The 16228-nt window shown below is 69.1% G+C and carries 15 protein-coding genes; 13 read left to right on the forward strand and 2 right to left on the reverse strand.

Annotated elements, in window-relative coordinates:
* Positions 1-41: 41 nt before the first annotated feature.
* Positions 42-935, reverse strand: a complete 894-nt coding sequence (locus tag AC1PLR_RS05965; protein WP_481102974.1) for a LysR family transcriptional regulator — start codon at positions 933-935, stop codon at positions 42-44.
* A gap of 103 nt (positions 936-1038) precedes the next feature.
* Here AC1PLR_RS05965 and AC1PLR_RS05970 point away from each other — a divergent pair, with 103 nt between their 5' ends.
* The 5 genes from AC1PLR_RS05970 (at position 1039) to AC1PLR_RS05990 (ending at position 5699) form a co-directional block, all read left to right on the forward strand.
* A complete protein-coding gene (locus AC1PLR_RS05970; protein WP_481102975.1) occupies positions 1039-2046 on the forward strand; it encodes a YeiH family protein in 1008 nt (335 codons plus the stop codon).
* Positions 2047-2202: 156 nt separating this feature from the next.
* Entirely contained in the window at positions 2203-2814 is a 612-nt protein-coding gene (locus AC1PLR_RS05975; protein WP_481103540.1) for a DUF4142 domain-containing protein, read from the forward strand.
* 76 nt (positions 2815-2890) lie between these two features.
* On the forward strand, positions 2891-3424 hold the full coding sequence (locus AC1PLR_RS05980) for a hypothetical protein (protein ID WP_481102976.1): 534 nt from the start codon (positions 2891-2893) through the stop codon (positions 3422-3424).
* Positions 3425-3433: 9 nt separating this feature from the next.
* Positions 3434-4627 carry a zinc-dependent alcohol dehydrogenase gene (locus AC1PLR_RS05985; protein WP_481102977.1) on the forward strand — a complete coding sequence of 398 codons (1194 nt, stop codon included), beginning with the start codon at positions 3434-3436 and terminating at the stop codon, positions 4625-4627.
* 67 nt (positions 4628-4694) lie between these two features.
* The gene (locus AC1PLR_RS05990) at positions 4695-5699 is read left to right on the forward strand and encodes a cation diffusion facilitator family transporter (RefSeq protein ID WP_481102978.1); all 1005 of its coding nucleotides are present in this window, start codon (positions 4695-4697) and stop codon (positions 5697-5699) included.
* A 126-nt stretch (positions 5700-5825) separates the two neighbouring features.
* Here AC1PLR_RS05990 and AC1PLR_RS05995 read toward each other — a convergent pair whose 3' ends face one another.
* Complete coding sequence (locus AC1PLR_RS05995; RefSeq protein ID WP_481102979.1) at positions 5826-7889, reverse strand: 3-hydroxyacyl-CoA dehydrogenase NAD-binding domain-containing protein; 2064 nt, start codon at positions 7887-7889, stop codon at positions 5826-5828.
* A 239-nt stretch (positions 7890-8128) separates the two neighbouring features.
* Here AC1PLR_RS05995 and rpoE point away from each other — a divergent pair, with 239 nt between their 5' ends.
* The 8 genes from rpoE to era all read left to right on the forward strand — a co-directional run bounded on the left by rpoE (position 8129) and on the right by era (position 16163).
* Complete coding sequence (rpoE, locus tag AC1PLR_RS06000) at positions 8129-8749, forward strand: RNA polymerase sigma factor RpoE (protein WP_010340494.1); 621 nt, start codon at positions 8129-8131, stop codon at positions 8747-8749.
* Positions 8746-9705: a sigma-E factor negative regulatory protein gene (locus AC1PLR_RS06005; RefSeq protein WP_481102980.1), complete on the forward strand. Its 960-nt coding sequence runs from the start codon at positions 8746-8748 to the stop codon at positions 9703-9705. The genes rpoE and AC1PLR_RS06005 overlap by 4 nt, the downstream gene beginning before the upstream one ends.
* 89 nt (positions 9706-9794) lie before the next feature.
* On the forward strand, positions 9795-11327 hold the full coding sequence (locus AC1PLR_RS06010; RefSeq protein WP_481102981.1) for a DegQ family serine endoprotease: 1533 nt from the start codon (positions 9795-9797) through the stop codon (positions 11325-11327).
* Between the two features lie 173 nt (positions 11328-11500).
* Positions 11501-13291 carry a translation elongation factor 4 gene (lepA, locus tag AC1PLR_RS06015; protein WP_193314649.1) on the forward strand — a complete coding sequence of 597 codons (1791 nt, stop codon included), beginning with the start codon at positions 11501-11503 and terminating at the stop codon, positions 13289-13291.
* 101 nt (positions 13292-13392) lie between these two features.
* Positions 13393-14193: a signal peptidase I gene (gene lepB, locus AC1PLR_RS06020; protein ID WP_010340595.1), complete on the forward strand. Its 801-nt coding sequence runs from the start codon at positions 13393-13395 to the stop codon at positions 14191-14193.
* Between the two features lie 20 nt (positions 14194-14213).
* Entirely contained in the window at positions 14214-14591 is a 378-nt protein-coding gene (locus AC1PLR_RS06025; protein WP_010340596.1) for a DUF4845 domain-containing protein, read from the forward strand.
* Positions 14581-15261 (forward strand): ribonuclease III, encoded by a 681-nt coding sequence (rnc, locus tag AC1PLR_RS06030; RefSeq protein WP_481102982.1) that lies wholly within the window; start codon positions 14581-14583, stop codon positions 15259-15261. Before AC1PLR_RS06025 ends, rnc begins: the two co-directional genes overlap by 11 nt.
* Positions 15258-16163, forward strand: a complete 906-nt coding sequence (gene era / locus AC1PLR_RS06035; RefSeq protein ID WP_010340598.1) for a GTPase Era — start codon at positions 15258-15260, stop codon at positions 16161-16163. Before rnc ends, era begins: the two co-directional genes overlap by 4 nt.
* The last annotated feature ends 65 nt before the right edge of the window (positions 16164-16228 follow it).

Genomic DNA, 16228 nt, shown 5'->3' on the forward strand with positions numbered 1-16228 from the left:
TGGATGTCGCGCGCCGCGTCTCACTCCTCGCCACCCCACGCTCAGGCCATGGTGGGCTGCGCCTGCAAGTCGAGCAGGGCGGCGGCGGCCGCGCCCAGGCCGCGTTCGCGGTGGCGCAGGACATGGAAGGTGCGTTCGGCCAGCGTCACCTCGATGCCCTGCAGGCGGCCGCTCTCCAGCCACGGCGCCGCGGCCAGTTGCGAGATCGCCGCCAGGCTGCGCCCGGCCTGGACCGCCGACAGCACCGCTTCATTGGAGGGCAGGGACAGGGCCACGCGCAGGCGTTCCGGGGCGATGCCGGCATCGCGCAGCGCCGCCTCGAACGCCGAGCGGGTGCCCGAGCCAGGCTCGCGCATGATCCAGGTGCTGTCCGCGACCAGCCGCGCCAGCCCGGGGCGGCGGCGCCCGGCCAGCGGGTGGCCCGGTGCGGCCACCACGCGCAGCCGGTCGTGGTCCAGCGCCGAACTCAACAGTTCGGGGGCCTGCACGCTGCCTTCGACGAAGCCCAGTTCGGCGCGTCCCTCGCGCACCGCGCGCGCCACGCTGTCGGTGTTGCCCACGCTCAGGCGGATCTCGATCTGCGGGTAGCGCGCATGGAACGCCATCAGCCGGGTCGGCAGCCAATAGCTGGCCACGGTCTGGCTGGCATGCAGGTCGAGGGTGCCGCGCAGCACGCCGCGCCACTCGCTCAGCGCCAGTTCGGCCGCACGGCTGCGCGCCAGGATCGCCTTGGCGTCCTCGCAGAACGCCGCACCGGCCGCGGTCAGCACCAGGCCGCGGCCGACCCGGTCGAACAGCGCGACCCCGTACTGCTGCTCCAGCGTCTTGATCGCGGCGCTGGCGGCCGACGGCGTGCGATGCACGGCCTGCGCACCCAGGGTCAGGTGCTGGCGCTCGGCCACCGCCACGAACAGGGTGAGTTGTTCCAGGGTCATGGGCGAATGTTCGGATGAGCAGAATGAACTGTGCGCAATTATGCGATGGATCGGAACGGTTTGCGGGCGCAGCCTGTCGCCACTTCGATCCGGATCGCTCCACATGCACGCGCCACTGCACCGACCTTCCGCCCTGCTGCCCGGGCTGGCCCTGGCCATCGGCGTGGCGGCCTTGGCCTGGCTGGCCGAGCGCGCGCAACTGCAGTGGCTGGGCCGGCGCTGGATCGATGCGCTGGTGTTCGCGATCGTGCTCGGCACCTTGCTGCGCACGGCGTGGCGCCTGCCGGCGTCCACGCACGCCGGCATCGCCTTCGCCGCCAAGCTGCCGCTGGAACTGGCCATCGTACTGCTCGGCGCTTCGGTCGGGATCGGCGCCATCGGGGCGGCCGGCGGCCTGTTGCTGGGCGCCATCGCCGCGGTGGTGCTGCTGGCGATCGCCCTCGGCTACGGCATCGGTCGCGCGCTGGGCCTGCCGTCGCGGCTGGCCACGCTGGTTGCCTGCGGCAATGCGATCTGCGGCAACTCGGCGATCGTGGCGGCCGCGCCGGTGATCGATGCCGACTCCGACGACGTCGCTGCGGCGATCGCCTTCACCGCGGCACTGGGCGTGCTGGTGGTGTTGCTGCTGCCGCTGGCGGTGCCCGTGCTGGGCCTGGACCAGCGCCACTACGGCATCCTCGCCGGCCTGACTGTGTACGCGGTGCCGCAGGTGCTGGCGGCGACCGTGCCGGTCGGCGCGCTGAGCGCGCAGGTCGGTGCGCTGGTCAAGCTGATGCGGGTGCTGATGCTCGGGCCGGTGATGCTGCTGCTGGGGCTGGTGCGTGGTGGATCATCAACACAGCGGCGCCCGGCGCACGCGCTGGTGCCGTGGTTCGTGTTCGGCTTCGTCGGCATGATGGGGCTGCGCGCGCTGGGCGTGCTGCCGGCGTTGCTCATCGAAGCGGCGCAGTCGCTGTCGCTGCTGTTCACCCTGGTGGCGATGGCCGCATTGGGACTGTCGGTGAATCTGCGCACGGTGCTTGCGTCCGGCGGCCGCGTCTTGGCGGCCGGCACGCTCTCGCTGCTGGCATTGGCCAGCCTCAGCGTGTTGCTGCTGCGCTGGTTGCCGTAGGCGTGGGCGCCGCAGTCCACGTGCATCTGCAGCATTTCGCATCGCCTGCACCCACGTTCAACCAGGTGCTCACGAAAGGCCGCGGAGCATGGCGATACCTGCCATGCAAAGGAGATTGTCATGCGTTATTCCCGTTCCGCTTTCTCTCTGGCGCTGATGTCGGTTCTCGGCGTCGGCCTTGCGCATGCGCAGACCGATACGTCCGGCCAGGCCGGCAGTACCGATCCTGGCGCGATGCAGCAGCAAACGCCGTCGACGTCTGCCGCGCAGACGTCGACCGGCATGCAGGGCGCGCAAGGCGCGCGCGCGTCCGCGCTCAACGAAAAGCAGGCGCTCGGCGTGCTGTCGGCGATCAACACCAGCGAGGTCAACGCCGGCAACCTGGCCTTGCAGAAGCAGGTCAAGGGCCCGGTGCGCGACTTCGCCATGCAGATGGTCAAGGAGCACTCGGACAACAACGCCAAGATCGCGCCGTGGGGTCCTGATGCGAAGGCCGCGCCGGCGCAGCAGCAGATGCAGAAGGCCAAGGCGGAGGCCGGCAAGCTGCAGGCCCTGGACGGCGATCGCTTCGAGCAGGCCTATGTCATGGCGATGGTCAAGGATCACCAGGCCGCCCTGCAGATGCTCGACAGCACCCTGATCCCCGCCGCGAAGACCCCGGACGTGGCCGCGCATCTGCGCACCACGCGCACCCACGTGGCCGAGCACCTGGCCAAGGCGCAGCAGTTGCAGAGCGCCGGCGCGTCGCCGGCCGGTTCCACCCGCTGAGCCGCGCTGCGGGTCGCGGCCGAGGCGCCGCGACCCGCTCCGCGAACGAACATTCCTGTCCTGTCAGGAGCTTCCCATGCGCGAATCTTCGGCGACCGACGCGCCCGTCACCCTGGACGGTACGCGCCTGGTGCGCACTCTCAGCATTCTCGGCGAACCCCACCAGATCCTCGATGCCTGGTGCGACATGGGCGTCCAGCAGCAGGTGCTGGCAGGCCTGGCAGACCTGCAATCCGGCGACGGCTACGCCTCGCAATGGCGCCTGCGCCTGCCGCTGGAGCGCCATCTCGACGTGGATTACCGGCGCGGCGAAGTCCACCTCGGCGAATCGGTCAGTTATGCCGGCAGCGGCGAGCATGGACTGCAGCTGCAGACCACGCTGAGCGTGCGTGCCGCGCCGGATGGCTTCGGCTGCGAAACCACCTTGGCGCTGGAGTATCGCGTCGAGGGCGATATCGTCGCGCAGGCCGTGGCGAAGCTTGTAGGTGCGGCCCCGGATGCGCTGATCGGTAAGGTGCTGCACCGCTTCAAGGCCTGGATCGAGTGCGGCGAAGTGCCGACGTTGCGCGACAACCCGTCCGCGCGCGGCCGCGATCACCACGAACACTAGGAGTCCGCCATGCGCGCACTGTGCTGGAACGGCGTCAACGATCTGCGGGTGGAAACGGTTCCCGATCCGCGTATCGTCAATCCACGCGATGTCATTCTCAAGGTGGGCCTCAGCACAACCTGCGGTTCGGACCTGCATTTCATCGACGGCTATCTGCCGACGATGCGCGAAGGCGACATCATCGGCCACGAATTCATGGGCGAAGTGGTCGAGATCGGACCGAACGTGCGTAACCTGCGCGTCGGCCAGCGCGTGGTCGTGCCCTCGTTCATTTCCTGCGGCGAATGTTGGCACTGCGGGCGCCAGGAATTCTCGCTGTGCGACAACACCAACCCCAACTGGGAGATGCAGGAGCCGCTGCTCGGCTATCCGACCGCCGGCATCTATGGCTACACCCACGCCTTCGGCGGTTACGCCGGCTCGCACGCGGACTTCATCCGCGTGCCGCATGCCGACGTCGGCTGCTTCGCCATCCCGGAGGAGGTGGACGACGAGGATGCATTGTTCCTGTCCGACGCCGGTCCCACCGGCTTCATGGGTGCCGACTTCTGCGACATCCAGCCCGGCGCCACCGTGGCGGTGTGGGGCTGCGGCGGCGTGGGACTGATGGCGCAGCAGAGCGCGCGGCTGCTGGGTGCCGAGCGGGTCATCGCCATCGACCGCCTGCCCGAGCGCCTGGCGCTGGCGCGCGACGTGTTGGGCAACGAAGTGATCGACTACAGCGCGGTCGACAGCGTGGTCGAGATGCTGCGCGAAATGACCGGTGGACGCGGCCCCGATGCCTGCATCGATGCGGTCGGCATGGAAGCGCACGGCACCGGCCTCGGTCATGCCTACGACCGGGTCAAGCAGGCGCTGCATCTGCACACCGATCGCGGCCAGGCGTTGCGCGAGGCGATCCTGGCCTGTCGCAAGGGCGGTACGTTGTCGATCCTCGGTGTCTACGGCCTGATGGATAAGTTCCCGGTGGGCGCGGTGATGAACAAGGGCCTGACCGTGCGCACCGCGCAGCAGCATGGCCAGCGCTACGTGCCGCGCCTGCTCGAACTGGCCCGCAGCGGTGCGTTCAAGACCCGCTTCCTGGCCACGCACCGCATGCCGCTGGACGACGCGGCGCGCGGCTACGAGATGTTCAAGCACAAGCAGGACGGCTGCGTGCGCGCGGTGTTCGTTCCGGGGCAGGCGGCCGTACCCGCGGTGTAATAGTCTCCGCGCAGGCGGCGGCCTAAGGTAGCGGCCATCTTCCTCCGCATCGCCGCCGGGTCGCCCCATGGGCCACGATCACAGCCACGCCCCTACCGAAATCCGCCACGAGCGCCCCCTGTGGTGGGCGCTCGGCCTCACCGCGCTATTCCTGGTGGTGGAGGTCGCCGGCGCCTTCCTCACCAACAGCCTGGCGCTGCTGTCCGACGCCGCGCACATGGCGACCGATACGCTGGCGCTGATGATCGCGCTGATCGCGGTGCGGCTGAGCCGGCGCCCGCCCGATGCCAAGCGCAGCTACGGTTACGCGCGGCTGGAGGCGCTGGGCGCGCTGGTCAACGGCGCGCTGCTGTTCGTGGTCGCCGGCTACATCCTGTGGGAAGCGGTGCAACGCTTTCGCCAGCCGCAGGAGATCGCCACCGTCGGCATGCTCGGCATCGCCGCGTTCGGCCTGCTGATCAACCTGATCTCAATGCGCCTGCTCAAGGCCGGCAGCGGCGAGAGCCTCAACATGAAAGGTGCCTACCTGGAAGTGTGGAGCGACATGCTCGGCTCGGTGGCGGTGATCGTCGGCGCGCTGGCGATCCGCGTCACCGGCTGGAAGCTGATCGATCCGATCCTGGCGGTGCTGATCGGCCTGTGGGTGCTGCCGCGGACCTGGGTGTTGCTGCGCGAAGCGGTCAACGTGCTGCTGGAAGGCGTGCCGAAGGGCGTGGACCTGGATGCGGTGCGTGGCTATCTGCAAACAGCGCCAGGCGTGGCCAGCGTGCACGACCTGCACGTGTGGGCACTGGCCTCCAGCACCCCGGCGCTGACCGCGCACGTGGTGGTGGCCGATGGTGCCGACGCCGACGCAGTGCGTGCCGCGCTCTGCGATGGCCTGCATGCGCAGTTCGACATCGACCACATCACCCTGCAGATGGAAGCCGGCCATTGCGGCGCCACGCCGTGCGGCGCGCCGGCGGCGGGCGAGGGTGGTGGCCACGGTCATCACGGGCATGGTCATGACGATCATGCACATGCGCATGGGCATCGCACCCATGGGCATGCGCACGGGCATTCGCATCCGTAACTGGCGCTGCTGCGCGATGACGTTCGTGCAGGCGCAGCGCGTCTTTCGTTGGGAGTTGGTCGCCGGCGTTTACCGGCAATGCCGGCCGCGGTTGAAACCGCTCCTACATGGAATCGCCTGAGCGCCTCAGACCACCGGTTCGCGCAACGCCGGCGACTCCCAACCCGGGCGCGGCGCGAAACGCTCGCCGTGGCGTGTGTGCAGGGCGCGCAGACGCGCCAGCAGGACATCGGCGCCGGCAGCGCGGATGTATTGGATCGGGCCGCCGCGGAACGGAGCGAAGCCGGTGCCGAAGATCACGCCGGCATCGAGCAAATCGGCATCGGCGACCACGCCCTCGTGCAGGCAGGCCACCGCTTCGTTGAGCAGTGGCAGGATCAAGCGGTCTTCCAGGTCCTCCGGCGCGCGGTAGTCCTTCGGCAGTTCGGGCTTCTTGGCACGGCCGTTCTCCCACGCGTACAGGCCCTGGCCGTCCTTCTTGCCGCGCTTGCCCGGCTCCACCGTCTGCAACGCCGCCGGGATCGGCAGGCCCAGGAACGGCGCCAGTTCGGCGCCCACGCCGGCGGCCACGTCCAGGCCCACGGTGTCGATCAGTTCGATCGGCCCCATCGGCATGCCGAACTTGACCGCGGCCTTGTCGATCGCCGGGCCGGGAATGCCTTCGGCATAGGCGGTGGCCGCTTCCAGCATGTACGGGAACAGCACGCGGTTGACCAGGAAGCCCGGCGTGCCGGCCACCGGCACCGGCAGCTTGTCGATCGCCTTGCAGAAGGCGGCCAGCCGCTTCTGGTTCTCCGGCGCCAGGCCGTCGTGGCAGACGATCTCCACCAGCGGCATCTGCGCCACCGGGTTGAAGTAGTGCAGGCCGCCGAACTGCGCCGGGCGCTGGATGTGCTCGCGCAGTTCGGTCAGCGGGATCGAGGAGGTGTTGGTGCTGAGCAGCGCATTCGGCTGCATGTGCGGTTCCAGGGACTGGTACAGCTCGCGCTTGGCCTGCGGGTTCTCGATGATCGCCTCGATCACCAGGTCGGCCGTCGGCACGCCGTCGCCGGCCAGGTCGCCCTTCAGGCGCGCCGCCACCGCCGGGCGCTTGCTGTCGTCCTTGACCCGCTTGGCGAACAGCTCGCCGGCGCGGCTCAGCGCACCGTCGATGAAGCGCTGCTCGCGGTCCTGCAGGGTCACTTCGAATCCCTTGTAGGCCGACCAGGCGGCGATGTCGCCGCCCATCACGCCGGCCCCGACCACGTGCACGTGGCGGATGCCGTGGTCCTTGCCGCCCAGCGCCTTGAGCCGCTCGGTGAGGAAGAAGATGCGGATCAGGTTGCGCGCGGTCGGGGTGCTGGCGAGTTTGACCACCGCCTTGCGCTCGGCGTCCAGGCGCGCCTGGATACCGCTGCCGCCGCTGCGTTCCCACACCCCGATCAGTGCGTATGGCGCCGGGTAGTGTTCCTTGCGCGCCTTGCGCGCCACCTGCTTGCGCATCTGCGGCGCCAGCAGCTTGCGCGCCGGCCAGGTGTTGGTGGCCCAGGCGGTGGCGCGCTGCTTGAAGGGACGGGCGGTGCCGGACAGCGCCAGCGCCACCGCGGTATCGGTGAGCACGGCGGGCGCGGCGACCTTGTCGACCAGGCCCATCGCCCGCGCCGCCGAAGCCGACACGGTGCGCCCGGTGAGCATCAGGTCCATCGCCGCCGGCGCGCCGATCAGTCGCGGCAGGCGCGCGCTGCCGCCCCAGCCGGGGAAGATGCCGAGCTTGGTCTCGGGCAGGCCGATGCGGGTGGCCGCATCGCTGGAGGCGACGCGGTAGCGGCAGGCCAGGGCGATCTCGGTGCCGCCGCCCATGCAGAAACCGTGGATCGCCGCGACCGTGGGGCAGGGCAGTTCCGCCAGCTTCTGGAAGGTGGCCTGGCCGCGGCGGATGGCGTCGTTGACGGTGCCGCGGCGGTCGAATTCCTGGAACTCCTTGAGGTCGGCGCCGGCGATGAAGCCGTTGTCCTTGGCCGAGCGGATCACCACGCCCTTGGGCGGATCGATGGCGATGCGCTCGAGCAGGTCGCCCAGCTCCAGCAGCACGTCCTGCGACAACGCGTTGACGGGCGCGTCCTGGCGGTCGAGGCTGAGCACGACGACGCCGTCGCCGCGGATATCCGCTTGCCAGTGACTGAATCGGAGCCCGTCGAAGCCTGAAAGCATGGGGAGGACCATCCGCTTGTGTATGGAGAAGATCGTTATCATCCAGAGGTTGTTTCCGTCGCGTCAAATCCCAATGCAGGGGAATTGAGGCGCGTCCCGCGACCGCTGGCCTTGCGCCAGCCTAACGGAACGCCGGTTAACGTCGTGGGGCGGCGATCCGCTGAGGGGCGCTGAACTTTTTTCCGAATTGGCGGTCAGAGGGTCCGACGTAGGTTGGGCTGACAGGAGTGCGGCCCGCTATGGCCGATGTCGAAACACCCCAGGAGCTGGACCTGGAACTGGTCCGGCGTGTGCAGCGCGGCGAGAGTGCGGCGTTCGATGTGCTGGTGCGCAAGTACCAGCATCGGATCGTCGGCCTGATCGGGCGCTACATCGCCGACTGGAGCGAATGTCAGGACGTGGCCCAGGACACTTTCATCCGCGCCTACCGCGCGATCGGGAGTTTCCGCGGCGACGCCCAGTTCTCCACATGGTTGCACCGGATCGCCGTGAACACCGCCAAGAACTACCTGGTCGCGCACAACCGCAGGCCGCCCACCGACGACGTCGACGTGCTCGATGCCGAGCAGTTCGACAGCGGCACCCGGCTGCGCGACACCGACACGCCCGAGCGCGAGCTGATGCGCCAGGAACTGGAGCGCACGGTGATGAAGGCGGTCGACGCCTTGCCGGAAGAGTTGCGCACCGCCATCACCCTGCGCGAGGTGGAGGGCATGAGCTACGAGGACATCGCGCAGAAGATGGGCTGCCCGATCGGCACCGTGCGTTCGCGGATCTTCCGCGCCCGCGAGGCCATCGACGCCGAACTCCGTCCCCTGCTGGATACCGACAGCGCCACCCGTGAGCGACACCGCGTATGACCGATAGCACGCCCTTTCCCAAGCCAGTGCCGGCGCCCGACAGCGCAGCGCCGGACAAGTTCGAGCTGCACTACCGGCAGCAACTGTCCGCGCTGATCGACGGCGAACTGCCGGCCGACGAAGCGCGCTTCGTGCTGCGCCGGCTGCAGCACGACGAGGAATTGTCCGGCTGCCATGAGCGCTGGCAGCTGTGCGGCGACATTTTGCGCGGCCGTGTCAGCGTGCCGGCGCCCAGCGATTTCAGTGCCCGCGTGCGCCAGGCGGTGGCCGCCGAAGCGCAGCAGGCCGCGCGTGCCGATGCGGCCAGCGCCGCCGGCAAGCGCCGCAACTGGCGCTGGGGCGGCAGTGCGGCCCTGGCCGCCTCGGTCGCGGTGCTCGCGCTGTTCGTGACTCAGCGCCTGCCGCAGACGCCCGAGGCGCTGCCGCCGGCACAGGTCGCCGATGCCACCGCGCCCACGCCGGCGCCTGCCGCCACCACACCCCAGGTCCCGACGCCCGCGCCGGCGCCCGCCGATCCGCAGGGCGATCTCGCCGCGGCCGTCGCCGCCGCGCCGGCGATGGCGATCGCCGCCAATCGTCGCCAGGAGGCGGCCGCGGCGGCGCGGCGCGAGGCTACCCGTAGCGAACAGGCGGTACGCACCCGCAACGCCCCGGCCGAGCGCGCCTATGCCGCCACGGCACCCGCCAGGCGGCAGGCCAAGGCGTCCGCACAGACCCCGTTCGTGGCGCCGGTCGCCGCACCGACCATGGTCGCGCAACGCGCCAACGATCCGTTCGGGCACCCTGCAACGCCGTTGCAGGCCCGGCCGTGGCCGCGCTCGACCCTGCCGGCCGCCGACGGCGGTGAATTCACCGCCAGCTTCCCGCGCAGCGGCGCGGATCCGGCGGCGTTCTATCCGTTCGAACCCCGGCTGCCTGCCGACGCGGCGACCAACCCGCCGCCGCAGCAGCCCTGAACCCGCGCGCCGGTTTCTCGTCCCGGCGCGTGGTCCCCGTTGCTTCGTCCCCTCGTTCTTCCCCTTCCCGAACCGGAGGCTCGCGTCCGATGACTCACCGTATCCGCCACCATCTGTTGGGCCTGCTGGCGCTGACCGTGCCGTTGGCTGCCTGTGCGCAGCAGCCCAGCCCCAGTGCCGCCAGCGCCCCGCCGCCGGCTGCGCAGTCCGCGCCGGCGCCGCAGTTGGTCGGCAACCTTCCCGACTTCACCCGGCTGGTCGAGCAGGTCGGCCCGGGCGTGGTCAACGTCGAGACCACCATCAGCCGCCGCGCCGCGGCCGCGCGCTCCGGCGGCGGCATGCCCGACGACGACCAGATGCCCGAGTTCTTCCGCCGCTTCTTCGGGCCGGACGGCATGCCGGGCATGCCCGGGCAGCCGCGCGGCGGCACGCCGGACGACGACGGCCCCGCCGGGCGCTCGATGGGCTCGGGCTTCATCATCTCGCCCGATGGCTACGTGCTGACCAACCACCACGTGGTCGACGGTGCCAGCGAGGTCAAGGTCAAGCTCACCGACCGCCGCGAGTTCACCGCCAAGGTGGTCGGTAGCGACCAGCAGTACGACGTGGCGCTGCTGAAGATCGACGGCAAGAACCTGCCGACGGTGCGCATCGGCGACTCCAACCTGCTCAAGCCCGGCCAGTGGGTGGTGGCGATCGGCTCGCCGTTCGGCCTGGATCACTCGGTCACCGCCGGCATCGTCAGCGCCACCGGCCGCAGCAATCCCTACGCCGACCAGCGCTACGTGCCGTTCATCCAGACCGACGTGGCGATCAACCAGGGCAATTCCGGCGGCCCGCTGCTCAACACCCGCGGCGAGGTGGTCGGCATCAACTCGCAGATCTTCTCCGCTTCCGGCGGCTACATGGGCATCAGCTTCGCGATCCCGATCGACCTGGCGATGAGCGCGGTCGAGCAGATCAAGAAGACCGGCAAGGTCACCCGCGCCCAGCTCGGGGTCATGGTCGGCGCCATCGATTCGCTGAAGGCGCAGGGCCTGGGCCTGCCGGATACGCGCGGCGCCCTGGTCAACCAACTGGTGCAGGGCAGCCCGGCGGCAAAGGCCGGGCTGGAAGTGGGCGACGTGATCCGCACGGTCAACGGCACCGAGATCGGCGCCTCCAGCGACCTGCCGCCGATGATCGGCGCGATGCAGCCGGGGGCCAAGGTGCGCCTGGGCATCCTGCGCGACGGCAAGCCGCGCGAGCTGACCGTGCAGCTGACCGCGCTGGCCGACGACGCCCAGCCCAACGCCGGCCCGGTGGTCGGCGACAACGCCGCCCCGGCCACCGGCGCCAATGCCTTGCTCGGCATCGAAGTGGCCGACCTGGATGCCGCCACCCGCCAGCAGCTGGGGGTGGAGCCGGGCAAGGGCGTGCGCATCACCGCGGTGACCGGCCGCGCCGCGCGCGACGCGCAGCTGGTGCCGGGCATGGTGATCCTGCAGGTCGGGCGCACCCCGGTCGGCAGCGTGGCCGCCCTGAACCAGCAGCTGAGCGCCTACAAGAAGGGCGACGTGGTGATGCTGCTGATCCGCGTGCGCGATACCACCAGCTTCGTCGCGGTGCGCGCCGGCGGCTGATCCCGCGCGCCCGGCGCAGGCCGGGCGCCATCCCGGGCGCCGATCCAGACGGGTCGGCAGCCCGGGGCAGGGGCGAATCCGGCGGCCGTCACCAGCGGCCGCCGGCCATGCGATAATGGCCCGTTATCCTGACGACGGTCCTGGCCGCCGCCCACCTCATGTCCTCTGATTCGATGCGGAACATCCGCAACTTCTCCATCATCGCCCACGTCGACCACGGCAAATCGACCCTGGCCGATCGCATCATCCAACTCTGCGGCGGCCTGCAGGCGCGCGAGATGGAAGCGCAGGTGCTCGACTCCAACCCGATCGAGCGCGAGCGCGGCATCACCATCAAGGCCCAGTCCGTGTCGCTGCCGTACACCGCGCAGGACGGGCAGGTCTACCACCTGAACTTCATCGACACCCCCGGCCACGTCGACTTCTCCTACGAGGTCAGCCGCTCGCTGGCCGCCTGCGAGGGCGCGCTGCTGGTGGTGGACGCGGCGCAGGGCGTGGAAGCGCAGTCGGTGGCCAACTGCTACACCGCGGTGGAGCAGGGCCTGGAAGTGGTGCCGGTGCTGAACAAGATCGACCTGCCCACCGCCGACATCGACCGCGCCAAGGCCGAGATCGAGGCGGTGATCGGCATCGACGCCACCGACGCGGTGCCGGTCAGCGCCAAGACCGGGCTGAACGTGCGCGACGTGCTGGAGGCGATCGTGCACCGCATCCCGCCGCCGGTGCCGCGCGACACCGACAAGCTGCAGGCGCTGATCATCGATTCCTGGTTCGACAACTACCTGGGCGTGGTCTCGCTGGTGCGGGTGATGCAGGGCGAGATCAAGGCCGGCGACAAGCTGCTGGTGATGTCCACCGGCCGCACCCACCAGGTCGACAACGTCGGCGTGTTCACGCCCAAGCGCAAGGTGCTGCCGGCGCTGCGCGCGGGCGAGGTGGGCTGGGTCACCGCCAGCATCAAGGACGTGCACGGCGCGCCGGTCGGCGACACCCTGACCCTGGCCGGCGACCCGGCGAGCAAGCCGTTGCCGGGCTTCCAGGAAATGCAGCCGCGCGTGTTCGCCGGCCTGTTCCCGGTCGATGCCGAGGACTACACCAACCTGCGCGAGGCGCTGGACAAGCTGCGCCTGAACGACGCGGCGCTGCGCTTCGAGCCGGAAAGCTCCGAGGCGATGGGCTTCGGTTTCCGCTGCGGCTTCCTCGGCATGCTGCACATGGAGATCGTGCAGGAGCGCCTGGAGCGCGAGTACAACCTGGACCTGATCAGCACCGCGCCGACCGTGGTCTACGAGGTGCTGAAGACCGACGGCAGCATCATCAGCATGGACAACCCGGCCAAGCTGCCGCCGGTGAACATGGTCGAGGAGATCCGCGAGCCGATCATCCGCGCCAACATCCTCACCCCCGAGGAATACATCGGCAACATCATCAAGCTGTGCGAGGAAAAGCGCGGCAGCCAGATCGGCATCAACTACCTGGGCAGCCAGGTGCAGATCAGCTACGAGCTGCCGATGGCCGAGGTGGTGCTGGACTTCTTCGACAAGCTCAAGTCGGTCAGCCGCGGCTACGCCTCGCTGGACTACCACTTCGTGCGCTTCGACACCGGCCCGTTCGTGCGCGTGGACGTGCTGATCAACGGCGACAAGGTCGACGCGCTGTCGCTGATCGCCCACCGCAGCCACGCCGACCGCCGCGGCCGCGAACTGTGCGAGAAGATGAAGGACCTGATCCCTCGGCAGATGTTCGACGTGGCGATCCAGGCCGCGATCGGCTCGCAGATCATCGCCCGCACCACGGTCAAGGCGATGCGCAAGAACGTGCTGGCCAAGTGCTATGGTGGCGACGTCTCGCGCAAGAAGAAGCTGTTGGAAAAGCAGAAGGAAGGCAAGAAGCGCATGAAGCAGGTCGGCCGCGTGGAAATCCCGCAGGAAGCCTTCCTGGCTGTGCTGCAGATGGACAAGTAGCTGGGAGTCGTGAATAGGGAGTGGGGAATGGAAAGAGCGCCTGCTCTTGCCTTCCCGATTCCCCGTTCTCCATTCCCGATTCCCATTCCGAAGGAATACGAATGAAATGGTTTGAAATCGCGCTGGTGGTCCTGACCTTCGCCACCGGCATCATCACCCTGCTGGACAAGCTGTTCTTCGCCAAGCGCCGCGCCGCGCGCGCCGGCCTGCTCGACAGCGAGCCGGTGATCGTCGACTACTCGCGGGCGTTCTTCCCGGTGCTGGCGGTGGTGCTGATCCTGCGCAGCTTCATCGCCGAGCCGTACAAGATCCCGTCCAGCTCGATGATGCCGAACCTGCTGGTCGGCGATTTCATCCTGGTCAACAAGTTCTCCTACGGCTTCCGCCTGCCGATCACCAACCAGAAGATCATTCCGGTCGGCGAGCCCAAGCGCGGCGACGTGGTGGTGTTCAAGCCGCCGCACAAGCCGGACGAGAACTGGATCAAGCGCGTGATCGGCCTGCCGGGCGATCGCATCGGCTTCCACGGCGACACCCTGTACATCAACGGCACGCCGATGAAGTACAAGGTCATGGGCGAGTACGTCGGCAAGGGCAAGGGTGCGGAAATGACCGGTGCCACGCTGCTCACCGAGTACCTGCCGGGCCGCACCCACACCGAGCTGGAATGGATCGATCGCAACAATCCGGCCGGCCAGGGCGACTGGGTGGTGCCGCCGGGCAAGTACTTCGTGATGGGCGATAATCGCGACAACAGCGAGGACAGCCGGTTCTGGACCCAGACCCATTTCCTGCCCGAGGAGAACCTGCGCGGCAAGGCGTTCCTGATCTGGCTCAATTGCGAAGGCTGGTTTTGCAGCGGCAGTTTCGATCCGTCGCGGATCGGGACGACCATTCAGTGACTTGCGTGAGGGGAAGCGCGATGAAGCACAAGCAAAGTGGCATGACCTTGACCTCGTTCGTGATCGTGCTGGCGGTGGTCGGATTCTTCGTCTACATCGGCATGAAGCTGTTCCCGATGTACATGGAGTTCTACGCGGTGCGCTCGGCGATGAAGGGCCTGGCGACCGAAGCCGGCAGCGCCGAGATGGATCCGTCGCAGGCCAAGGCCTCGCTGTTCCGGCGCCTGGACATCAACAATTCGGACAACGTCAAGCCCGGCGACGTCACTTTCGAGCGCACCGATACCGGTGTGAAGATGCACGTGGCCTACGAAGTGCGCCGCCCGCTGATCGCCAATCTGGACGTGGTCGGCAAGTTCGACGCCACCCAGGACCTGACGACGCGTGGTGGCCAGTAAGACCATCCTGCGCGGTGACCGCATCGGTCACCGCTTCGCCGAGCCGCAGTTGCTGGCGCAGGCGCTGACCCATCGCAGCGCCGGCGCGCCGCACAACGAACGTCTGGAATTCCTCGGCGACGGCATCGTCAACCTGCTGATCGCCGAGGCGCTGTACCAGCGCTGGCCCAAGGCCGACGAGGGCGCGCTGACTCGCGCCCGCGCCGAGCTGGTGCGCGAGGCCTCGCTGGCCGCCATCGGCCGGCAACTGGAACTGGGCGAACGCCTGACCCTCGGCCCGGGCGAGATGAAGTCCGGCGGCCATCGCCGCGACTCGATCCTGGCCGATGCGGTGGAGGCGGTGGTCGCGGCGATCTACCTGGACGCCGGCTTCGAGACCTGCCGCGCCACCATCCTGCCCTGGTTCGAGACCTCACTGGCGGCGCTGCCGGTGGGCAAGGTGGAGAAGGACGCCAAGACCCGCCTGCAGGAATGGCTGCAGGCCCGGCAGCGGACCCTGCCGGCCTACGAGCTGATCAGCGAGACCGGCGACGACCACGCCAAGCTATTCCGGGTACGCTGCGTACTCGCCGAGCCCGCCCTGGTGACCGAGGGCGAGGGCACCTCGCGGCGCCTGGCCGAGCAGCAGGCCGCCGCCGCCGCCATCGAGCAACTGGATTCGAGCAAGTGAACGAACAAGCCACTCCCCCTTACCGCAGCGGCAGCGTGGCCGTGATCGGCCGCCCCAACGTGGGCAAGTCCACCCTGACCAATGCCCTGGTGGGCGCCAAGGTCAGCATCGTCTCCAACCGGCCGCAGACCACCCGGCATCGGCTGCTGGGCATCGCCAGCTTCCCGGCCGGTCAGCTGCTGCTGGTCGATACCCCGGGCCTGCACCGCGAGCAGAAGCGCGCCATGAACCGAGTGATGAACCGCGCCGCGCGCGGCTCGCTCGAGGGCGTGGACGCCGGCCTGCTGGTGATCGAGGCCGGGCGCTGGGACGAGGAGGACACGCTGGCGTTCAACGTGCTCAGCGACGCCGGCATCCCGGTGGTGCTGGTGGTCAACAAGGTCGACCGGCTCAAGGACAAGACCGCGCTGCTGCCGTTTCTGCAGCAGGTCAGCGAGGGCCGCAGCTTCGCCGCGGTGCATCCGATTTCCGCGCTCAAGCGCAAGGGCCTGGAGGCGCTGGTGCGCGACCTGCTGGCCTTGGTGCCGGAAGCGCCGCCGATGTTCGGCGAGGACGAGATCACCGACCGCAGCCAGCGCTTCCTGGCCGGCGAACTGGTGCGCGAGCAGTTGATGCGCCAGCTCGGCGAGGAACTGCCGTACGCGACCACCGTGGAGATCGAGCGCTTCGCCGAGGACGGCGCGCTGCTGCGCATCGGCGCGGTGATCTGGGTCGAGCGCGAAGGCCAGAAGGCGATCGTGATCGGCAAGGGCGGCACCCGCCTGAAGGACATCGGCGCCAAGGCCCGCCAGCAGATGGAGCGCCTGTTCGGCGCCAAGGTGTTCCTGGAGACCTGGGTGCGCGTGCGCGAGGGCTGGTCCGACGACGAGGCGGCGTTGAAGGCGTTCGGGTACGGGGAATAAAGCCGGGAATGGTGAATCGGGAATCGGGAATCGGATTTCCGCGCCTCCCGGACAATCATGGTGTG

This window comes from Xanthomonas sp. NCPPB 3570 (genome assembly GCF_056725115.1).